20 protein-coding genes, 5 tRNA genes and 1 pseudogene are annotated in these 21618 nt (G+C 57.4%); 14 read left to right on the top strand and 12 right to left on the bottom strand.

Annotated elements, in window-relative coordinates; translation table 11 throughout:
• The first annotated feature begins 4 nt into the window (after positions 1–4).
• From rnc to AXF19_RS11955, 3 genes are all read left to right on the top strand, one after another.
• Complete coding sequence (rnc, locus tag AXF19_RS11965; protein ID WP_066849294.1) at positions 5–721, top strand: ribonuclease III; 717 nt, start codon at positions 5–7, stop codon at positions 719–721.
• A 175-nt stretch (positions 722–896) separates the two neighbouring features.
• Positions 897–2090 (top strand): efflux RND transporter periplasmic adaptor subunit, encoded by a 1194-nt coding sequence (locus AXF19_RS11960; RefSeq protein ID WP_066849291.1) that lies wholly within the window; start codon positions 897–899, stop codon positions 2088–2090.
• A 12-nt stretch (positions 2091–2102) separates the two neighbouring features.
• Entirely contained in the window at positions 2103–5294 is a 3192-nt protein-coding gene (locus tag AXF19_RS11955; RefSeq protein ID WP_066849277.1) for an efflux RND transporter permease subunit, read from the top strand.
• 33 nt (positions 5295–5327) lie between these two features.
• Here the strand turns inward: AXF19_RS11955 and AXF19_RS11950 are convergent, their stop codons facing one another.
• The 6 genes from AXF19_RS11950 to AXF19_RS11925 form a co-directional block, all read right to left on the bottom strand.
• Positions 5328–5660 (bottom strand): branched-chain amino acid transporter permease, encoded by a 333-nt coding sequence (locus tag AXF19_RS11950; protein ID WP_066849273.1) that lies wholly within the window; start codon positions 5658–5660, stop codon positions 5328–5330.
• Positions 5657–6382 carry an AzlC family ABC transporter permease gene (locus tag AXF19_RS11945; RefSeq protein ID WP_237141614.1) on the bottom strand — a complete coding sequence of 242 codons (726 nt, stop codon included), beginning with the start codon at positions 6380–6382 and terminating at the stop codon, positions 5657–5659. The genes AXF19_RS11950 and AXF19_RS11945 overlap by 4 nt, the downstream gene beginning before the upstream one ends.
• Complete coding sequence (locus AXF19_RS11940) at positions 6361–6918, bottom strand: DNA-3-methyladenine glycosylase I (protein ID WP_066849271.1); 558 nt, start codon at positions 6916–6918, stop codon at positions 6361–6363. The genes AXF19_RS11945 and AXF19_RS11940 overlap by 22 nt, the downstream gene beginning before the upstream one ends.
• Positions 6919–6983: 65 nt before the next feature.
• Positions 6984–7060: transfer RNA gene (locus AXF19_RS11935), tRNA-Pro, on the bottom strand.
• A gap of 37 nt (positions 7061–7097) precedes the next feature.
• A complete protein-coding gene (locus AXF19_RS11930) occupies positions 7098–7304 on the bottom strand; it encodes a hypothetical protein (RefSeq protein ID WP_066849270.1) in 207 nt (68 codons plus the stop codon).
• A gap of 12 nt (positions 7305–7316) precedes the next feature.
• Entirely contained in the window at positions 7317–8834 is a 1518-nt protein-coding gene (locus AXF19_RS11925) for a Y-family DNA polymerase (protein WP_066849268.1), read from the bottom strand.
• 106 nt (positions 8835–8940) lie between these two features.
• Here AXF19_RS11925 and rfbB point away from each other — a divergent pair, with 106 nt between their 5' ends.
• Entirely contained in the window at positions 8941–9948 is a 1008-nt protein-coding gene (gene rfbB / locus AXF19_RS11920; protein ID WP_066849264.1) for a dTDP-glucose 4,6-dehydratase, read from the top strand.
• Between the two features lie 79 nt (positions 9949–10027).
• Positions 10028–10103: transfer RNA gene (locus AXF19_RS11915), tRNA-Ala, on the top strand.
• Between the two features lie 104 nt (positions 10104–10207).
• Here AXF19_RS11915 and AXF19_RS11910 read toward each other — a convergent pair.
• The 6 genes from AXF19_RS11910 to ilvA form a co-directional block, all read right to left on the bottom strand.
• Positions 10208–10284: transfer RNA gene (locus tag AXF19_RS11910), tRNA-Arg, on the bottom strand.
• A 2-nt stretch (positions 10285–10286) separates the two neighbouring features.
• A tRNA-Pro gene (locus AXF19_RS11905) sits at positions 10287–10363 on the bottom strand.
• A gap of 34 nt (positions 10364–10397) precedes the next feature.
• Positions 10398–11825: a hypothetical protein gene (locus AXF19_RS11900; RefSeq protein ID WP_157092508.1), complete on the bottom strand. Its 1428-nt coding sequence runs from the start codon at positions 11823–11825 to the stop codon at positions 10398–10400.
• 30 nt (positions 11826–11855) lie between these two features.
• Positions 11856–12587, bottom strand: a complete 732-nt coding sequence (locus tag AXF19_RS11895; RefSeq protein WP_066849252.1) for an NlpC/P60 family protein — start codon at positions 12585–12587, stop codon at positions 11856–11858.
• Positions 12588–12607: 20 nt separating this feature from the next.
• Complete coding sequence (locus AXF19_RS11890) at positions 12608–12919, bottom strand: ArsR/SmtB family transcription factor (RefSeq protein ID WP_066849249.1); 312 nt, start codon at positions 12917–12919, stop codon at positions 12608–12610.
• 23 nt (positions 12920–12942) lie between these two features.
• Positions 12943–14190: a threonine ammonia-lyase gene (gene ilvA / locus AXF19_RS11885; RefSeq protein WP_066849246.1), complete on the bottom strand. Its 1248-nt coding sequence runs from the start codon at positions 14188–14190 to the stop codon at positions 12943–12945.
• A 162-nt stretch (positions 14191–14352) separates the two neighbouring features.
• Between ilvA and AXF19_RS11880 the strand changes: the two genes are divergently transcribed.
• From AXF19_RS11880 to AXF19_RS14615, 9 genes and pseudogenes are all read left to right on the top strand, one after another.
• A complete protein-coding gene (locus AXF19_RS11880; protein WP_066849243.1) occupies positions 14353–14799 on the top strand; it encodes a universal stress protein in 447 nt (148 codons plus the stop codon).
• 47 nt (positions 14800–14846) lie between these two features.
• A complete protein-coding gene (locus AXF19_RS11875; protein ID WP_066849240.1) occupies positions 14847–15263 on the top strand; it encodes a universal stress protein in 417 nt (138 codons plus the stop codon).
• A gap of 108 nt (positions 15264–15371) precedes the next feature.
• Positions 15372–16106 carry a tRNA threonylcarbamoyladenosine dehydratase gene (locus AXF19_RS11870; RefSeq protein WP_066849239.1) on the top strand — a complete coding sequence of 245 codons (735 nt, stop codon included), beginning with the start codon at positions 15372–15374 and terminating at the stop codon, positions 16104–16106.
• A complete protein-coding gene (locus tag AXF19_RS11865; RefSeq protein WP_066849222.1) occupies positions 16103–17083 on the top strand; it encodes an NAD(P)H-dependent glycerol-3-phosphate dehydrogenase in 981 nt (326 codons plus the stop codon). Before AXF19_RS11870 ends, AXF19_RS11865 begins: the two co-directional genes overlap by 4 nt.
• A gap of 7 nt (positions 17084–17090) precedes the next feature.
• Entirely contained in the window at positions 17091–17489 is a 399-nt protein-coding gene (locus AXF19_RS11860; protein WP_066849218.1) for a (deoxy)nucleoside triphosphate pyrophosphohydrolase, read from the top strand.
• 41 nt (positions 17490–17530) lie between these two features.
• A tRNA-Leu gene (locus tag AXF19_RS11855) sits at positions 17531–17617 on the top strand.
• 184 nt (positions 17618–17801) lie between these two features.
• Positions 17802–19307 carry an IMP dehydrogenase gene (locus AXF19_RS11850; RefSeq protein ID WP_066849216.1) on the top strand — a complete coding sequence of 502 codons (1506 nt, stop codon included), beginning with the start codon at positions 17802–17804 and terminating at the stop codon, positions 19305–19307.
• 192 nt (positions 19308–19499) lie between these two features.
• A complete protein-coding gene (locus AXF19_RS11845) occupies positions 19500–20690 on the top strand; it encodes an ATP-binding protein (RefSeq protein WP_237141613.1) in 1191 nt (396 codons plus the stop codon).
• A gap of 128 nt (positions 20691–20818) precedes the next feature.
• A pseudogene (locus tag AXF19_RS14615) lies at positions 20819–21618 on the top strand (Eco57I restriction-modification methylase domain-containing protein); the annotation flags it as partial.

Genomic DNA, 21618 nt, shown 5'->3' with positions numbered 1-21618 from the left:
ACAAATGGCACATACAATGACAGAGGGAAGGCGCGCAGCACTTGTGCGCCTTTCTGTCCAAATAGGTGTTTCCTTCGGCGATCTCTCTCTGCTCGATGAGGCGCTGACCCACCCTTCGTATACGAATGAGGCGAAGGATGACATACCGCATAATGAACGTCTGGAATTTCTGGGCGATGCCGTGCTGGAGCTTGCCTCCAGCACGTATTTGTATGCGCACTATCCGGACTGCTCCGAGGGGGAGCTGACGAAGATGCGCGCGAGCCTCGTTCAGAGTGAGACACTTGCCAGACTTGCGCGGCAGCTCGATCTCGGCAGCTATCTCCTGCTCGGACGCGGGGAGCTGCATAACGGCGGGGCTGATCGGCAGAACAATCTTGAGAATGTATTCGAGGCGGTCGTCGGTGCTGTCTACCTCGACGGCGGCTGGGAGACGGCGCGTGACTATGTGACGCGGCAGCTTGCCTCAGAGGCGCGCTCTGTGGAGCGGACGCACGTTGCGCGTGACTACAAGACGACCCTGCAGGAGCATGTGCAGCAGAAGCGTCATGCGACGATCTCCTACAAGCTGGTCGGCGAGACGGGTCCAGACCACGACAAGAGGTTCACGACCATCGTGCTTATCGGCGGCGAGCCGATGGGGGAGGGGACGGGACGCAGCAAGAAGGAGGCGGAGCAGCAGGCGGCAGCCGCTGCTCTTGAGCGCATTGGAAGCAGATAAATTTGAGGTAAACTTCACCTTGAAGCACACATCATTTCTTGACTTTTGCCTCGTGCTTCGATAATATGAATCTACTATGGCAGGGATTCCCGTGCGGGTACCTGCCCTTCTTCATAAATAATGTGGTAAAAGCGTTTCACATGATGTGGGGAATGGGAAAGAGGAGGTTATTTGTTTGTTTGAGAACAGAAAAGGTCTAGCCGTTCTCATCGCCGCGATCTTCGCGCTCGGCACGCTCCTGAGCGGCTGCGGAGGCGGTCAGCAGGGGCGCGGAGCGCGTGCAACATCCGTCAAGGCGATGAATGTCCTGCGTCAGGATACGCCGCTCACGCACGTATATGCGGGGCAGATTATGGGCACGGACGAGGTGAAGATCCAGTCGCGTGTCTCCGGAAATATCGTGGAGAAGTATATTGTGGGGGGGCAGTATGTCTCGGCAGGGCAACCGCTCTACCGCATCGACTCCCGCCAGTATGAAAGTGCGCTCTTGCAGGCACAGGCGGTGCTCGCGCAGTCTGAGGCGACACTCAGCAATGCGCGCATGGATCTTGACCGCTATCAACAGCTCTATGCGAGTGCAGCGGTTTCGGAACAGACGCTCGATACGCAGCAGGCTCAGGTGAACGCCTACGAGGCGGCAGTTGCTGCGAATACGGCACTCGTACGTCAGGCACAGGAGAACCTCGATGATACGGTCATCTATGCACCGATGTCGGGGCAGCTCTCTGTCGATGATGTGGCGATGGGGACATTTGTCTCTGCGGGCACAACAACGCTCGTTTCGATGGGCACATCGAACCCAATTTTTGCACAGTTCAGCCTCTCGGAGAACGAGTATCTGAACTTCGTTGAGCAGGCGGCACAGCAGGGTGGCATCGCTGCCGTCGTGGTGGAGCTGACGCTCTCGAACGGTTCAAAGTATCCGATCATCGGGCACATTGTGACCTCGGATCGCGCACTTGCGGCACAGACGGGCACGCTCACGGTCAAGGCGCTCTTTGACAATCCGGACGGGCTTCTCCTGCCTGGTATGTTCGCGCGCGTCAGCCTCATCGGCGACACGATTCCGAATGCAATCCTCGTCCCGGAGCGCGCCGTGCAGCAGCTGCTCGGCAAGTCCTTTGTCATGCTCGTGGGAGAGGGCAACAAGGCAGTTGCGCGCACCATTACGCTGGGCGACAAGATCGGCAGCTACTATGTGGTCAAGGAAGGTCTGGACAGCTCGGACATCGTTGTGGTCGAGGGGCTGACCACCCTTCAGGAGGGCGGCGATCTCGCTGTGACGATGGTTACGCCCGCTGAGATGGGCTTCTCCATCGAGGGGGATTCCTCCAACTTCAACATGCGTGAGCTCACGCCCGCGCAGTAAGGAGGAGATCCTTTGGCAAAATTTTTCATCCATCGTCCGATCTTCGCGATTGTCATTGCGGTGATGATCGTCATCGTCGGCACGATTGCAGGATTCTCCCTGCCGATTGCGCAGTACCCGCAGATCTCGCCGCCGACGGTTGCCGTATCGGCGAGCTATACGGGCGCGAGCGCAGCCGTTGTCAATGAGACGGTGGCACAGGTCATCGAGGAGCAGATCAACGGCACGCAGGGGATGGACTACATGAGCTCCACCTCTGATGATACGGGACGTTACAGTCTCTCTGTTACGTTCGATGTTGGCACAGACGGCGATATGGATGCCGTCAAGGTGCAGAACAATGCCGCAGGTGCAAATGCGAGCCTGCCATCCTCCGTGCAGGCGGCGGGCGTTACGACGCGCAAATCCTCGGGACAGATGGCGTACTTCGTCTCGCTGTACTCCGAGGACGGCACCTATGACCGCGCCTTCATGAAGAACTATGCAACGCTCTACTTCCTCGATGCGATCAAGCGCGTCAGCGGTGTGGGCGAAGTACAGGTATTCGGTGCGGACTATGCGATGCGCGTCTGGATGAATCCGGATCGCCTTGCAGAGCTTGGGCTGACCGTTGCCGACATTACGGCGGCGATCAACGAGCAGAACGTACAGGCACCTGCAGGGACTGTCGGCGGTATGCCGACTGTGAACGGGCAGGAGAAGCAGTTCACAGGCAAGGTACAGGGGCGTCTGACCACTCCTGAGGAGTTTGGAAACGTCATCATCGCCTCGGGCAAGGATGGCACATTTGTCCGTCTGAAAGACGTTGCGCGTATTGAAACCGGGCAGCGTCAGAACAATATCATTGCGAAGTTCAACGGCTATCCTGCCGTTGGTTTCGGCATTCAGCTGACCTCCGATGCAAATGCGATGATTACGCTCGCCGAGGTGCGCAAGATCCTTGACGAGGCGGAAAAGAGCTTCCCGCCAGGACTCAAGATGAAGTCGGTCTTTGACAGTACGGACTACATCAACGCGTCCATTACGGAGGTTGTTCATACCTTTGTCGAGGCGCTGCTGCTCGTCGTGCTCGTCATCTTCCTCTTCCTCCAGAGCTGGCGCGCGACCCTTATCCCGCTGCTCGCCGTGCCCGTGTCCCTCATCGGAACATTCGGTGCGTTCGTCCTGCTCGATTTCTCGATCAACACGCTGACACTCTTTGCAATGGTGCTTGCAATCGGTCTTGTTGTCGACGATGCAATTGTCGTCATCGAGAACGTCGAGCATCACATGGAGAGCGGACTCTCACCCGTTGACGCGACTGAGCGTGCAATGGCGGAGGTGCAGGGACCTGTTGTCGCGATTGCCTTCGTGCTTGCGGCAGTCTTTGTCCCCGTTGCCTTCCTCGGCGGCATGATGGGCGTGCTCTACAAGCAGTTTGCGCTCACGATTGCGATCTCAATGGCGATTTCCGCCTTCGTCGCTCTGTCGCTGACGCCCGCACTCTGTGCGCTCATGCTCAAGCCTAAGAAGGAGAATAGGACAAAGAGTGTTCTCGATCGATTCTTTGATCGCTTCAACAACTGGTTCGATGCGACGCGCAAGGGCTACGTCGGCATCGTCTCGCGCTTCATCCGCAAGGCGCGCGTTGCCTTTATCTTCCTGCTCATCGTCTGCGGTGTCACGGCGATCATCTATCGGAATCTGCCGTCCACATTCGTCCCCGAGGAAGATCAGGGCTATATGATGATCGCGATTCAGCTCCCGCCGGGCACGTCCACAAATCAGACACAGAAGACCGTGGACAAGATCCAGCAGGCGGCGCAGCGTGAGATCAAGGGGCAGAGTGCCGTCATGTCCATCAACGGCTTTGATATCCTCGCCGGCGGTGCGAACTCCAACGGTGCGGTTGTCTTCGTCGGTATGAAGGACTGGTCACAGCGTGCGGGACTCCGCGAGTCCGTTGCTGCCGCTGTCGGTACGATGTTCCGCGTCGGTGCGATGGAGGCGCCCGAGGCGCTCGTCATCGCCATCAACCCGCCCGCACTGCCGGGGCTTGGCAATGTCGGCGGCTGGTCTCTCCAGCTGCAGGATATGAGCGGACACTCTGACACCGAACTCAACGACATTACGAATGCGATTCTTGCCGAGGCGAATACGCGCCCCGAGCTGCGGGGCGTGCGCTCGACGTTTAAGATCAACGCACCGAGCTATCAGTATGAGATCGACCGTGAAAAGGTCAAGAACCTCGGTGTTCAGCTCTCGGATGTATTCACGGCACTGCAGGTCAACTTCGGCGGCTATGAGGTCAATGACTTCAACCAGTTCGGGCGCACCTATAAGGTCGTCCTGCAGTCTGACGTGACCTATCGCACTGAGGCGGAGGCGGCGAAGTTCGTCTTTGTCAAGAACTCGCAGGGCGGCATGGTGCCGCTTGATACGCTGCTCAGGCCCAAACTTACCACGGGACCGACGCAGATCAGCCGCTTCAACGGTGCACGTTCCATCCAGATTCAAGGCAGTGCGGGGTCAGGCTACAGCTCGGGTGAGGCGATGAAAGCCATCACCGAGATTGTCCAGAAGCACACTGGCTCCGGATTCAGCATCGAGTGGTCGGGGCAGAGCCGCGAGGAGCAGAAGTCGGCGGATTCGACCATGCAGGTGCTTGCCCTCTGTCTTGTCTTCGTCTTCCTCTGCCTTGCAGCACTCTATGAGAGCTGGAGCGTACCGTTTGCCGTGCTCTTCACGGTACCGACGGGTATCTTCGGGGCACTCTTCTCCGAGTACATCCTCGCAACGATCTTCGGTACGATCGGCATTCCGGCGGCGGGCTATCAAAACAGCGTCTACATGCAGATCGGTGTCATCATGGTCATCGGTCTTGCGGCCAAGAACGCGATCCTGATCGTCGAGTTCGCAAAGATCCGTGTCGATCGCGGCATGGATCCGCTCAAAGCGGCGATTCAGGCGGCGGGGCTGCGTCTCCGTCCGATCCTCATGACCTCGTTCGCGTTCATCATCGGCTGTCTGCCTCTCTGCATGGCATCCGGTGCGGGGGCTGCGGCGCGTAACGGCATGGGCGTCGCCGTTGTCGGCGGCATGCTCTTTGCCACTATTCTCGGTATCTTCCTCATTCCCGTGTTCTATGTCATTGTTGACCGCATCTCGCGTATGCTCGGGCTCAGTAAAAAGACAAAGACCCGCACGGCGGATGACTATATGTAACCATAAAAAAATTCCCCATAAAGGGGAATTTTTTTATGGGATGAATACGCATTGAATCAGGAGCATATAGACCGCCGTCCCTCCTCCAATGGAGAGGAGCATCTGGCGAAATTTCAGATGCAGTACCGCCGTCACAAGGATTCCTGCAATCTCCGGCAGACCGTGATTTCCGCTGAAGAATGTTGTGTCCTTGAGACAGTAGACGACGAGCATCCCAAAGACGGCGGCGGGAAGGACGTTGCCGAGATAGCGGACCATAGGCGGTGTCGGCTTCTTCTCCGAGAGTAGGAGGAAGGGGAGCGCGCGAGAGAGCACGCTCGCAAGCGCACAGAGCCCGATGGTAATACACTGTTCAGTGAACGTCATGCCATTTCTCTCCCTTCGATGAAGGGGCGAAGTGCGAGGCATCCCGCGAGAATGATGAACATGGTCGGCAGCATGAATGCGTCCCGCCCGAAGATAGAGAGCGCGATGCCCGCCGCTGCGAGTCCGAGAATGCCCGTATAATGCTGCGGGTCATTCATCCACTGTTCGATGAAGATGACGACGAAGAGTGCTGTCATTGCGAACTCGATGCCCTCCGTATTGATGGGGAGGCTTGTGCCCACGAGACCGCCGATGGTCGCGCCCACGACCCAGTAGAGCTGGTTCAGCAGGGTGACAAAGAACATGAACCAGCCCGCATCAATGCCCTGCGGAATCTTTGCCGTGTAGTTGATTGAGAAGGATTCGTCGCACATCCCATAGATGAGATAGGGCTTCTTCCATCCCGTGCCGCGATATTTCTCAAACATCGAAATGCCGTAGAAGATATGCCGCCCCTGCACCATGAATGCAAGCAGGAAGGTCTGCAGCGGGGAAAAGGGGCTGAGGAGGAGCGCCGTCGCAATGAACTCAAGCGAGCCGCCGAAGATGAGCGCACTCATCGCCATCGGATACCAGAACGAGAATCCCGAGACATTCGTATAGATGCCGTACGCGAGTCCGAGGAAGAGGAAGCCCGCGAGAATGGGGACGGTATAGGGAAATGCGGCACGCAGGGAGGCAAGGCGCGGATCACCGCCGCTCATGACTTGCTCCAATCGCATTCATCCGTGTGCGCCGCGAGCACGCCGATGGCTTGGAGCGTCGAGTAGATGCAGGTCGAGCCGACGAACTTCATGCCGCGTTTTTTGAGATCCTTTGAAATCGTATCTGATAGCGGGGAGGTTGTGCGCAGCTCACAGCTTTCGCGCACGGATTTCCCATCCGTAAATCCCCAGATATAGCGGTCAAACGAGCCGAACTCGCGCACGATGTCCAGAAAGACGCGGCTGTTTGTGATACTCGCCTCGATCTTGCGGCGGTTGCGGACGATACCCGCATCCTGCATCAGCTCCTCAATCTTTGCAGCATCGAAGGCGGCGACGCGTGCGGGGATAAATCCCTCGTACGCGCGGCGGAAGTTCTCGCGCTTGTGCAGAATTGTCGCCCATGACAGCCCCGCCTGAAAGGTCTCGAGGATGAACAGTTCATAGAGCGCGCGGTCATCGTGAAGCGGTTGCCCCCATTCCTCATCATGATATTTTACATAGATGGGATCGTTTAGGTTCACCCAGCTGCAGCGTTTGCGTTCGTCTCCCATATTTTCCTCCGAAAATAAAAACACCGGCGTCCCGCAAGGGGCTCCGGCATATATACGTATGAAGATGGTCGGGATGACAGGATTCGAACCTGCGACCTCATCGTCCCGAACGATGCGCTCTACCAAGCTGAGCCACATCCCGACGTCGTGTAGTATTGTAACGGTCTTTTCGGATTTTGTCAAGCACTATACTCCGGCGGGCTGTATACATCGTATTGGGCAGCCTTTTCCTGCTCCGTACGGTCAGCGGCGGCGTGCAGACCCGTGAGCGCGGAGAACGGGGCGAACTGCCCCGCGCGGTCATGGCGGGACATGGGCGGGTGCGTCCGCGAGATGGGGCGCGGCAGATGGATGATGTCCGCATAGTCTTCGATGCGTCGCTGCATATCATGCTCCTTTCATGCTTTGTGCCCGCCGATCTGTGCGTTGCGCAGGCGTGCCGTTGCGCCGTCGATCAGGTTCGATCCCCGCAGGATGGCGTTCTTGCCATACATCTTCTTGATGGAGATAATCGCCTCCTGCAGTGCCTTTTCCTTTGCCTGTGCAGCAATTTCCGCAGGGGTCAGGACGGTCGCTGCCGTCTCCTCGGGCGTAAAGAGGGCGATCTGCTCGGCGGCGGAGGCACGCTGCTCCTCCGTCATCAGATGTTGTGCGGAAATGGTAAGGCGGCGAATGAGAAGCGCCGGATTGACAATCTCGTCGAAAAGATCGGTCAGTGCCTTCATAATGGCATTTGTTCCCGCTCCGTGCTCAATGCGCACCCTGCCGTGCGCCGGCCACGGTATCTTTCGCCCGTAGCGATCCGTGCGGATGCGCCCGTGGTAGAGCGCGCGAATCTCGGGGCGGGTCAGACACTCGATGTCATAGCCGACGGTCAGCTCGAGGCGGTCGCTCGTGAGGCGTTTCTCTGTAAGCTCGATGGCAAGCGCATCCGCCATCTCCCAGACAACGAGGCGTGCCTTCTGCGCAGTGTACGGATGCTGGAGCACCTGCCCCATGTGCGTGCTGCGCGACTTCGGGCGGTAGCTCTTGATGTCCTCCATGCGCGCGCTTTCATAGCCCCACGCATGATCGATCAGCAGCTCTGCCTGCACGCCGAAGAGGCGATAGAGCAGATCTTCGTTATGCCGCACATTTGACGCACCGAGCGAGCAGCGCGCGATGTCGCCCATCGTATAGAGGCCATTCTCCTCGAGCTTTCGTGCATAGCCCCTGCCGATGCGCCAGAAATCCGTGAGCGGGCGATGCGTCCAGAGCTGCTGCCGATAGCTCATCTCGTCCAGTGTCGCAATTCGCACGCCGTCCGCATCCGGTTTCATGTGTTTTGCCACGATGTCCATTGCGACCTTTGCGAGGTAGAGGTTCGTCCCGATGCCCGCTGTCGCCGTGATTCCCGTCTCACGCAGGACATCGCGAATGAGGCGCATGGCGAAGTCGTGTGCCGAGATGCGTTCCGTCCTCAGATAGCTCGTCACGTCGATGAATACCTCATCGATGGAGTAGATGTGAATGTCATCGGGAGAGACGTGACGGAGATAGACCTCGTAGATGCGCATGCTGTAGTCCATGTAGAGCGCCATGCGCGGGGGCGCAATGTGATAGGCGATGGCAAACTCCGGATGCGCGGCAAGCTCCGCGCTGTCCCGCGTCTCTCCTGTGAGGGTGCGCTTCGGTGCGCGGTATTTGCGCCGCGCATTTGCCTGCTCCACGGCGCGGATGACCTCGAAGAGGCGCGGGCGCCCGCCGATGCCGTGCGCCTTGAGGGCGGGGGAGACGGCGAGGCAGATCGTCTTGCTCGTGCGGCTCTCGTCTGCGACCACGAGATGCGTGGTCATTGGGTTCAGCCCGCGCTCGATACACTCGACCGAGGCGTAGAACGACTTGAGGTCGATGGCGATATACGTGCGCTCCTTCATCTTCATCCCTCCTATCAGATAGTATAGCACAGATGTTTTTGTTTTGTAAATAAAGGAAAAAAGGGGGAGGTGTCGAATTACTCCCAAGAGAAAAGGAGCGGATAGTATGAAGATTATTGTGACGGGCGGGGCGGGGTTTATTGGCGCGAATTTTGTCTACTATGAGCTGCGTGAGCATCCGGAGGATCAGATCATCTGCTATGATGCACTGACCTATGCAGGCAATCTTGCGACGCTCGACGCGGCGCAGGAGAATCCGCAGTTCTCGTTCGTGCGTGGAGACATTGCGGATCGTGCAGCAGTCTATGCACTCTTTGAACGCGAGCAGCCGGACATCGTCGTTAACTTCGCAGCGGAGTCCCATGTGGATCGCTCCATCGAAAACCCCGAGATTTTTTTGCAGACGAATATCATCGGGACGAGCGTGCTGCTTGACGCCTGTCGCAAATACGGCATACAGCGCTATCATCAGGTCTCGACGGACGAGGTCTACGGCGATCTGCCGCTCGACCGTCCCGATCTCCTCTTTACGGAGGCGACACCTCTTCATACATCAAGCCCGTACTCCTCGTCAAAGGCGGGCGCCGACCTCCTTGTGCAGGCGTATGCGCGCACCTACGGCGTGTCTGTGACGATCTCGCGCTGCTCGAACAACTACGGCGCGTTCCAGTTCCCCGAGAAGCTCATCCCGCTCATGATGATCCGCGCGATGCAGGGGGAGAAGCTGCCCGTCTACGGCGACGGTCTGAATGTGCGCGACTGGCTGCACGTCGACGATCACTGCGCCGCCATCGACGTGATTATGCGACGCGGCACTGTGGGCGAGGTCTACAACGTCGGCGGGCACAACGAGCGCTCGAATATCGAGGTCGTCCGCACGATTCTCGCGGCGCTCGGCAAGGGCGAGGATCAGATCTCCTATGTCACGGATCGCAAGGGGCATGACCGCCGCTATGCGATCGATCCGACGAAGATCGGACGCGAACTCGGCTGGAAGCCCGCGACGAAGTTCGATGACGGCATCCAATCGACGATTGCGTGGTATCAGGAGAACGAAGCGTGGTGGGCGGACATCCTCAGCGGTGCGTACGAGAAGCGCAATGCAGAGGCTTGAGCATCTCCCTACACTTAAATTCAGTATTGACAAGGAGCGCGCTTTTCGCTATACTAGCCTTTGTCAGCGCGTAACGCGCGGGGGCATAGCTCAGCTGGGAGAGCGCTTGCATGGCATGCAAGAGGTCAGGGGTTCGATCCCCCTTGTCTCCACCATATTGACCGCACGAGATGTGAGAACATTTTCTCACATCTTTTTTGTTGCGTTTTGAAAGAGACAACAAAAAACCGTATCGCCGTAACGATACGGTAATATGCAATGGTGCGCCTGGGGGGATTCGAACCCTCGACCCACGGCTTAGAAGGCCGTTGCTCTATCCAACTGAGCTACAGGTGCAGTGGTCGGGATGACAGGATTTGAACCTGCGACATCTTGCTCCCAAAGCAAGCGCGCTACCAAACTGCGCTACATCCCGTACCGCCCTATTATAATGAGCGGCACGGGAAAAGTCAATATTGAGGCGCTGTTGCCGCAAAATATTTACCAAGCGGCATGGTGTGCGGTCTCTCGGTATGAAAATGCTCTAAGATCCAATCGGTACGCGGAGACTCTACATGGGCGGCAGGATTCCCGAGCGGGTCGAAGATCTCAAAGGGAACAGCTCCGTCAAGTCGGAACTCGTTGATTGTTTTTCTCGTATAGCGGAGCTTCGACTTCTCATTATACGCTGCATAGTCAATCGCAGGCAGCGGCAGATGAATCATAGAGCGTACGGTGACCTCATAGAGTCCTGTCTTTGGACTTTCAAGGACGAGATCCAAGTCGCCGAGGGCACTGTAGTACATGAGATACTCTGCCACATATTTCGGATAGCCGTCGACGGGAATGCCGTTGAGCGATTTGATGACATCGCCCGGTGACATTGCTGTGAGTTCCGGATGCTGTTTTGTATCGACGGTGTCGATGACCCAGCTTTGTTTCTCAGCATGTCCCTTTAGTGTAAAGCCGTAATACTTGGTAGGATAAAGATCCGCATATACTGCCTGTGTGATGTAGCTGATCGTATCGAGCGGGTGAATGTTGCCTGATGAGGCTCCCCAGTAATCCCAATTCACCCATGTTCCCGCAGGTTCTTCGCGAAATGTTACATAGTGTACTTCTGCCATGGACCACGACGGATGCAAAGCAAATGAGGGGAGATTCCCCACATCGGAAAAGACGTATTTGTTCGAAGTTTTGGCGCGCCCGCTGTCATAATGTGCGTTGGAGCGGTAGGCGATGGCGTCGCGCAGCTCCTTCGCCGGCATTCCGGGATAGAAGACGCTGTACATCGGTCCGTAGGCATTGCATTCCGCGACGGGAAGCGTAAGCCAGCGCGGAATACGTTTTACGAGAGGGGAGATCTCGTCACGACTTCCTTTGCTGTTCGGGGAATAATAGAAGTAAGCGTTTACCTTCCCTTTCTTCGCTGATTCCTCAAGTGCTGTCCAACGGGAGAGATCGCCGGCGTAATACCAATAGTCGGTGTAGTCCTTGGATGGGATGGTTTTGAGATCCGCTGCAGCGACAGGCGTCAATTCAAATGCCGTGTCCTCTTTTGTTCCGATGGTGAGGCGCGGCACCGTTCCGTCGCTGCCGTACTCACCCTGCACGTGGAAAAGATACTCGACTTTGCCATCCTTATGGATCTCGTGTAGTTCATAAGAACTATACAAATAGGGGATGGAGCGTAGGAATTTCGTTTGAACATCTCCTTGTTTTACAACGCCCCATGTCTCCATGGTTGGAGGCCGTTGGACTTCGATGCGGCGTGTCTGCGGCTCTTTCCAGTCCACATGATATGGATCTGCCTGCTGCTCTGCTGCATATGCTGTTGCTGAAACTGCGGCGGAGCAAAGGAGAACGGCGGTAATGAAGCGGTGAAGAACCTGTATCATAGCGGCATCAACCCTTCTTGTAAGATACAACTATTTCACAATATGTTTTCCGCCGAGGAAGCGCGGCTTCCAGTAGTCGTTCGACAGCGCGTCAATGCGTACGCCCTTGCTTGTGGAGGCATGGATGAACTCATCCTTGCCGAGGTAAATGCCGCAGTGGGATGCGCCCTTCTCGTACGTCTCGAAAAAAACGAGGTCACCGGGCACAAGTTCCTTTGTGCTCTTTGTTCGCAGACCGAGCTTGTACTGCTCATCTGCTGTGCGCGGAATGGTAATGCCATGCTTCTGAAAAACGTATTGGAGGTAGCCGGAGCAGTCGAATCCCTTCGGCGTTGTACCGCCGAATACATAGGGCGTTCCCATGTACGACTTCGCCGTCTTGATGACATCGGAGACCTTGCTTGCAGGTAGGATGGGCTTGCCATTGGGGGCAAGAGGAAGTTTCTTCTCGGCGGGCGGCGGGGCATCAATGCCCCATGTCTTCTTTGCGGGGAGCTCCTTGAGCGCACGCCACGTTGCGCTGTTGACGACACCCGTGATCTTGATCTTGCTGTCGCGCTGGAACTCGGCGACGGCGCGCTCCGTATCCTTGCCGAAGACACCGTCCGCACTTTTGATGTTGTAGCCCGCTTTTTGGAGCGCCTGTTGGAGGACGAGCACCTCATGCCCGTGCGAGCCCTCACGCAGGGTGGGGGAGGCAAATGCCGTGCCCGCAGCGAGGAGAAGGGCAATGGCGGTGGAGAGAAAGACGCGGCGTTTCATGGAGAGCATCCTTTCGTGATTTATGCGTGCTGTACGTGCTCGAGACCTTGTCCGAGGAGTTTCAGCACGTGATCGTCATCTATCGAGTAGAGCACTTCTTTCCCGTCTCTGCGGAATTTCACGAGGCGGGCGGTGCGCAGGACGCGCAGCTGATGAGAGATGGCGGACTGTCCCATGTCCAGTCCGTCCGCGATGTCGTAGACGCGCAGCTCCTCCGCTGCTGTGAGCAGGGAGAGAATCTTGATGCGCGTGGGATCGCCGAGCGTCTTAAAGAGGTCGGCGAGATGCTGTGCCGTATCCTGATCGATACATTTCAGTGGGGCGGCAGTCATACGCTGATATATCCTTTCTTCTGTCAGTAAATCTTGTTGATCTCAAATCCGTTTGCCGCGAGCGCGCAGACAATGCGGTCGATATGCTCCTGTCCGTGCGTCTCGACAGTGACGGTGAGCTGCACCTTCTGGAAGCTGTCCGTCACCATCGTCTGATCGTGGTCGAGGCGGATGACGTTCGCATCCTGCTCGGTGAGGATCTGCGCGACGGTCAGCAGCTGTCCCGGCTTGTCGGGGAGCTGGACGGAGAAGCGGAATACTCTGCCGCGCGAGATGAGTGCCTTCGAGATGAGCGCGGAGATGGTGGAGATGTCGATGTTGCCGCCGCTGACGAGCACGGCGATTTTCTTGTCCTTCATGCGCAGCTTGCCGAGCGCGGCGAGGGAGAGGACGCCCGCGCCCTCGGCGATGAATTTGTGCTTTTCGATGAGGGAGAGCAGCGCGCTCATGATCTCCATCTCAGAGACGGTGATGATCTCGTCGAGGTAGCGGCGACAGAATTCGAGCGTGAGGTTTCCCGCCGTGCGCACTGCGCAGCCGTCGGCGACCGTGTCGGCAGAGGGGAGCGTGATCGCGCGTCCGCAGGAGAGCGCCGCCTTCATGCACGCAGCATTCTCCGGCTCGACGCCAATGACCTTCACCTGCGGGTTGACGAGCTTCACCGCGAGCGCAATGCCTGAGGCAAGTCCGCCGCCGCCGACGGGGACGAGGATTGCGTCCACGTCCTTGAGCGCGTCGATCACTTCGAGGGCGATTGTGCCCTGTCCGACGATGACGTTGCGGTCATTGAACGGGTGGATGTAGACGTAGCCCTTCTCCTTCTGCAGTTCGAGACTGTGCGCATAGGCGTCGTCGAATCCGTTGCCGTGGAGGATGACCGTCGCGCCGAGTGCGCGCGTCGACTCTACCTTGAGGATTGGCGTCGTCGCGGGCATACAGATGACGGCATTCACGCCGAGTTTCTGCGAGGCGTAGGCGACGCCTTGCGCGTGATTGCCCGCCGAGGCGGTGATGACGCCACGCGCCCGCTCCTCCTCTGTGAGCATGGAGATGCGGTTATACGCACCGCGCAGCTTGAATGCACCTGTAGTCTGGAGATTTTCGAGTTTCAGATAGGTCGCGTTGCCCGCGATCTCGGAGAAGAACTCACTGTGTACCAGAGGGGTCTTTCGTACAATGCCCTCGAGCCTTTTCGCCGCAGCATAGATATCCGAAATCCCTGTGGATGCGACAACTTCCGCATCCGTCTCCACTCTCTGTTCTTCTCCCATAGCGCATTGCCTCCATTTGTACTTATATGTAGAGTCAGTCTATCATTTTCGGTGGGGCACGTCAATTTATTTTCATCAGAGCGAATAATCGTCGGAATAAAGAAGGAGTTTGACAGAATTTAGCGAATAAATACAACAAACAAGGCGGGACGGAGGTGCGTGATGGTTCAGCAGTCAAAGTACGCGCATATCCTTGTCCCTGTGGACGGGTCGCAGGAGTCTCTGCGTGCCGTTCGTCTGGCGGGTGAGGTCGCTTGTATGACGGCGTCCACGGTGGAGCTTCTCTATGTGTCTCCGTTCGACGCGAGCACGGATGAGGGCGATGTTTCGTGGCTTCCCGAGAGCATTGTGCGTCCGGCGGCAGAGGAGGCGCAGGAGATATTTGCCGCAGCGGATGTGCTCCTGCCGGAGCGCACTGTACGTGAGCATCACCACCGCACGGGAATACCTGCGGAGGAGATTCTGCGATTCATCGATGAGGTGGACGTGGAGCTCGTCGTTATCGGCGGGCGCAAGCTCTCGCGTGTGAGCGGATTTCTCCTTGGGAGTGTCACGCAGACCGTCTTGGAGCACGCGCATTCCAGCGTCATGGTCGCGGGAAGCGCATAATCCTGTCTATATGGTTCATTTCTATAGAGAAGTGAGGAGGAACTGCCATGATTAAGAATATTTTGGTGCCGGTGGATGGCTCCGAGGGTGCTGACCGCGCGATTGAAAAGGCCTGCATGCTCGCCGAGATCTGCGGCGCAAAGCTGAATTTCCTCTACGTCGCGAACATCAATCAGCTCGCAATCAACGCCGTGCTCTCGGATGCGATTCTCGACTCCGTGACGAAGGCGGGGAATGTCATCCTTGACCGTGCGCTCGAGATGGTACCGGCAGGCGTCACGAAGGAGTCGTTCTCCGACACGGGATCACCGGCGGTGGTCATCCTCGACTTTGCGGAGACGAACGACATCGACCTCATCGTCATGGGCAGCCGTGGACTTGGCGTCGTCAAGGGCGTGCTGCTCGGCAGCGTCAGCCAGTATGTCGTTGAGCAGTCGAAGTGCCCCGTGCTCGTCGTCAAGTAGGGCGCGCACAGATTGAATTTGTGGGAAAGGAGCTGCTGCGGAGGTGTATGCTTTCGCCGCAGCTCTTTGCTGTGCGTGTATATGCGCGTACTCTGAAAGGTGGACGAAATGAACGATCGGCGCTTTGCGCGGACGGAGATGCTGGTGGGCAGTGCGGGCGTGGAGAGCCTCGCCGCTGCGTCCGTTGCGGTGTTTGGCATCGGCGGGGTCGGCTCCTATGCGGCAGAGGCACTTGCACGTGCGGGTATCGGCAAGTTGACGCTCGTCGATCACGATGTCATCGACGTGACGAATATCAACCGCCAGATTCACGCGCTGACCGAGACCGTGGGCATGCCGAAGACGGAGACGATGGCGCGGCGCATCCGCTCCATCAACCCTGCCTGTGATGTACGTGAGATACGCGCATTCTATCAGCCCGCCGATGCGGATGCGTTTTTTCCCGAGCACTATGACTATGTACTCGATGCTGTGGACACGGTGACGGCGAAGATTGATCTCGCCGTGCAATGTCATCAGCGGGGGATCCCGCTCATCGCGAGTATGGGGGCGGCGAACAAGCTCGATCCGACGCTCTACGAGATCATGGATCTCTATCGGACGAAGGGCGATCCGCTTGCGCGCATTCTGCGGAAGAAACTCAAGGAAAAAGGGGTGCCGCGCCTGAAGGTCGTCTGCTCGCGTGAGCGTCCGCGCACACCCAAGGTGGGGGAGGAGACATCGGCGGCGGGACGGCGCAGTGTACCGGCAAGCATTTCCTTCGTCCCGTCCGCAGCGGGGCTGATGATGGCGGGCGCGGTCGTCCGCGATCTCTTGAACATCCGAGTGGAGGTATCATCATGAGAGTATCCGTACTGGGGTGCGGGCGTTGGGGCTCGTTTCATGCGTGGTACGCCGCGCGCGTCGGTCATGCGGTCACGCTCTGGGGGCGTGCACATTCGGCACATCTGAAAGAGCTGCGCGCGACGCGGACGAATGAGTTCCTGATGCTGCCGGAGGACATCCGTCTGACAGACGATCTCGCGGAGGCAGTTCGGGTGGCAGAGATTGTCATCATCTCCATCCACGCGCAGGCGCTGCGCTCCTTCCTGCGCGATCTCTGTGCATGCGGACTGGGCGGGACGATGGCAGAGAAGACCATCATCCTCTGCATGAAGGGGCTCGAGATCGGAACGGGCAAGCGTCTCAGTACGGTGGTGCATGAGGAATTGGGGGACGATGTGCATCCCGTCGTCTGGGTCGGTCCCGGACACGTGCAGGACTTCGTGCGCGGCATACCGAACTGCATGGTGCTCGCAGGCGAGGATCGGGATGCGCTGCAGGGGCTCGTAGATGCGCTCGGCAGCCCGCTCATCCGCTTCTACTACGGTGAGGATCTGCTTGGCACGGAGGTCGGTGCGGCGGCGAAGAATGTCGTCGGACTCGCGGCGGGGATGCTCGACGGACTCGAGTACGGCAGTCTGAAGGGCGCACTTATGGCACGCGGTACACGCGAGCTTGTGCGCCTCGTACGTGCGATGGGCGGCGATGGGGAGACGATCTATGGGCTCTCCCACCTCGGCGACTACGAGGCAACGCTCTTCTCGCCGCACAGCAACAATCGCCGCTATGGCGAGGCTGTTGTGCGCGGCACGGCGGGGGATTTCCACAAGATTGCCGAGGGTGTCTATACTGCCGAGGCGCTGATGGCTCTCTCGGAGGAGTATGGCGTCGATCTGCCCATCTCTGCGACCGTCTACGAGATCGTCACGAATGGACGCGATCCGCGCGCGCAGCTGACGCAGCTTTTCCTGCGGGCAACAAAGAGTGAAAAGGAATAGGGAATCAATGAGTGAACGAAAGCATATTGATGTCGTTGCGGGGGCAATCCTGCGTGACGGAAAGGTGTTCGGCGCGTGCCGTGGCTACGGTGCGTACGCCGGTACATGGGAGTTTGCGGGCGGCAAGGTTGAGGTGGGCGAGACGGATGAGGCGGCGCTCGTGCGTGAGATTCGTGAGGAACTCGGCGTCGAGATCGCCGTTGAGCGTCTGCTTGGGATCGTCGATCACGACTATCCCGAGTATCATATGAATATGCGCCTCTATATCTGCCGCCACATTGCGGGCGAGCCGCAGCTCTCCGTGCACTCGGCGGGGCGTTGGCTCGGGCGCGTCGATCTCTACAGTGTCCCGTGGTTCGAGGCGGATATGGAGCTCATCCGAAAGCTCGAAGCCGATCTGCGCTGACGTTGACAAATCCGCTGTGGGAGTGCTATAATACAACCCATGCCGAAGTGGCGGAATTGGCAGACGCAGCAGACTCAAAATCTGCCGTTGGAAACAACGTGCCGGTTCGACCCCGGCCTTCGGCACCATAGCAGACGATTTCCCTAAGAGTGAACGCGAACTCTTAGGGATTTTTTGCAAAATCGGGAAATTTTGGGACATCCGTATATATTGCTTCCGTACGGGTTGACACGGCGAGCGGAAGCGCGTATATTAGACAGAAAAATTTTAGGACGGATCATCTTAGGACGGATACAGAAAGGAAGGGTTTCGTTGGCACATTACTACACCGAGCCATCGCACACATTTGGAGAGTATCTGCTCATCCCGGGCTACTCCTCGGCGGAGTGCTTCCCTGCGAACGTTACGCTGCGGACACCACTCGTCAAATACCATCGTGACGAGGAGCCGGCGCTCACAATGAACATTCCCATGACCTCCGCAATCATGCAGGCAGTGTCGAATGACACGATGGCGATTGCGCTCGCCAAGCAGGGCGGCATCTCCTTCATCTATGGTTCGCAGTCCATCGAGGAAGAGGCGGCGATGGTCGCGCGTGTGAAAAACTATAAGTCGGGCTTTGTCAGCAGCGACTCGAACATCAGCCCGGATACCACGCTCGGCGGCGTGCTCGACCTCCTCGCGAAGACGGGGCACTCCACGATGGCGGTCACGGAGGACGGCTCGGCGAACGGCAAACTCGTCGGCATCGTGACGAGTCGCGACTACCGTGTCTCGCGGATGTCGCTCGATACGAAGGTACACACCTTTATGACTCCGTTTGAAAAGCTCGTCTGGGCGGACGCGGACTCCACGACGCTCACACAGGCGAACGACCTCATCTGGGAGCGTAAGCTGAACATGCTCCCGCTCATCGACAAGAATCAGCGACTCCGCTACATGGTGTTCCGCAAGGACTACACCGACAACAAGGAGAACGAGCTCGAGCTGACCGACAGCAACAAGAGCTACATCGTCGGCGCGGGCATCAATACGCGCGACTACGCCGAGCGCGTCCCTGCGCTCATCGCAGCGGGCGTGGATGTCCTCTGCATCGACTCCTCCGAGGGCTTCTCCGAGTGGCAGCGCCTCACGATCCAGCACATCCGTGAGCAGTACGGCGACAGTGTCAAGGTCGGCGCGGGCAACATCGTTGACGGCGAGGGATTCCGCTTCCTCGCGAATGCGGGCGCGGACTTCATCAAGGTCGGAATCGGCGGCGGCTCGATCTGCATCACGCGTGAGACGAAGGGCATTGGGCGCGGACAGGCGACGGCTCTCATTGACGTGTGTGCCGAGCGCGACAAATACTACAAGGAGACGGGCGTCTACATCCCCATCTGCTCCGACGGCGGCATCGTCTACGATTACCACATGACGCTTGCGCTCGCGATGGGCGCGGACTTCCTCATGCTCGGGCGCTACTTCTCGCGCTTTGATGAGAGCCCGACGGATCGCGTCATGGTGAACGGCACATACTATAAGGAGTATTGGGGCGAGGGCTCGAACCGCGCGCGCAACTGGCAGCGGTACGACCTCGGCGGCAGCAAGAAGCTGTCGTTCGAAGAGGGCGTCGACTCCTACGTCCCATATGCGGGACCTCTCAAGGAGAATGTCCAGACGACACTCTCCAAGATCCGCTCCACCATGTGCAACTGCGGCGCGCTCAGCCTCCCCGAGTTCCGCGAAAAGGCGAAGCTCACCCTCGTCTCCTCGACCAGCATCGTCGAGGGCGGCGCGCATGACGTTATCCTGCGCGATAAGCTCGGACGCGACTGATACAAACGAATAGATACACGAACGACCTCTCTGCCGAATGTGCAGAGAGGTCGTTCGTGTTTTGAAGTATAATCGAAAAGGCATCGTGCGTGTAAAAGTTTTGCGATTATAACCAGAAAAACTATTGATATAGAGTTGTTTTTGCGGTAGTATTCTCTAGAGGTGATTCCGATGATACAACGCCCGCTTTATTTGGGTAAGATCATGACCTATGTCAATACACCGTTTGTCAAAGTGCTTACAGGCGTACGCCGCTGCGGCAAATCCACAATTCTAAAGATGATTATGGAGGAGCTGAAGGAAAAGTACGGCGTATCGGATGAGTGCCTTGTCATGATGCGGTTTGACTCGATGGAATACGAGGGAATGCGTGCGCGGGACATTTTTGCGCTCATACGGGAGAAAGTGCATCCGAGCAGCAAGACCTATTTTTTCCTCGATGAAGTTCAGGAGATCAGCGGCTGGGAAAAAATTGTCAACACGCTTGCCGCTGATTATGATACTGATATTTACGTGACCGGCTCCAATTCCCGCATGATGTCCTCGGAGATATCGACCTATCTGACAGGGCGCTATATCTCTTTTCGGATCTTTACGCTGTCGTTTGAGGAGTATCTGGACTTCAAAGGCAGATATACGGATATTCGCGATCCTCACATAGAGATGGCGGACTATATTCGGCTGGGCGGGTTTCCTGCGACGCATTTGCAGGCATATGCACAGGACGAGATCTATACCATTGTACGTGATATCTATCATTCGACCATCTTTACCGATATTGTCCGGCGCAATCAGATTCGCAAGATTGACCAGTTGGAACGCATTGTGAGGTATACCTTCTCCAATGTCGGCAATACATTTTCGGCAAAATCCATCTCCGATTATCTGAAATCAGAGCATCGAAAGATTGATAACGAGACGGTCTACAGCTATCTGGAAAAACTCGAAAAGGCGTATCTTCTGTTTCGATGTCCGCGCTGCGATCTCCAAGGAAAGGAGATTCTGAAAACGCAGGAAAAATTTTATTTGGCAGATACCGCGCTGAGATATGCCGTGCTCGGCTATGCACCGGACACGGCAGCAAGCAGTTTGGAGAACGTAGTCTACCTCGAGCTGTGTCGCCGTGGGTATACCGTCCATATCGGAAAAACAGCAGATGGGGAGATTGACTTTGTTGCCGAGCATCAAGGCAATCGTATGTATATTCAGGTCACACAGGAAATTCGATCTGAAAAAACGCAGCGGCGGGAATATGACCGACTGCTGGATCTGCGGGATAACTATCCAAAATATGTCCTGCGGGCAGATGCATTTGCAGATGGGAACTACAAGGGCATCAAAACGATGCATATTGCGGATTTCTTGCTGAGCAAGGAGTATTGACTACAGTGATATACCCATGCGGATATTGCTCGACGCCTCCCTTCGGCTGCAACCTCTCCCGTTGCAATACATGAGAGTGATATGATAAAATAAATGCAAAACGAGGCCACTGTGAACGGAGGTGTGACTTGCTCGTCGGGATACAGGATGAAATACTGCGGCTGCACGCGATGGGGTGGCTCGCACCACTGCTTGCAGATAAGACGACGAAGCGGAATATCATCTGGGCGACGGATGCCTATCGTGTGTTCGGCTCCGACTACGAGAGTACGCAGGAGATTCTGCCCGTGCTCATCACGGGGCCCCACTCAGATGTTATTAAGACGCGCGCACGCAAGGAGATGGAGCAGCAGTCCGAGCGCACGCGCCGCCATGCGGAGGTGTTCACGCCGCTCTCTATCTGCCGCAGGATGGTCGCGGCGGCGGATGCCTCCTATTTTGGCGGGCGTGACCCCTTCGCGCAGGAGGGGCACGTCCGCTTTCCACGGCGGCGGAAATGGGAACACTATGTGGATGCGCGGCGGCTTGAGATCACTTGCGGAGAGGCACCCTATCTCGTGCAGCGGTACGATGTCGCGACGATGGAGAGCGTACCGCTTGCGGAGCGGAATGGCATCCTCGACCGCAAGCTGCGCGTGGTGACGGAGAATGTGATGGATGAGGATGCGTGGATGCAGTGGGCGCTGCGTGCGTATCAGGCGACCTACGGCTACGAGTTCCAAGGGGACAATCTCCTGATTGCGCGCGTGAATCTGCTCATGACGTTCGAGGAGCATCTTTCTGAGCGATGGCGGAGGAAGCCGACCGACGCCGAGTACCGCATGATCGTGCGGACGATTGTCTGGAATCTCTGGCAGATGGACGGGATTCGCCGCGCGACGCCGTGTATGGAGGCGGAAGATGCGCCGATGGAGCTACCGCTCTTCGA

The organism is Selenomonas sp. oral taxon 126, from assembly GCF_001683335.1.
GTDB lineage: Bacteria > Bacillota > Negativicutes > Selenomonadales > Selenomonadaceae > Centipeda.
Note: the sequence above shows the minus strand (reverse complement) of the source record. Positions and strands in the feature narration are given on the sequence as shown.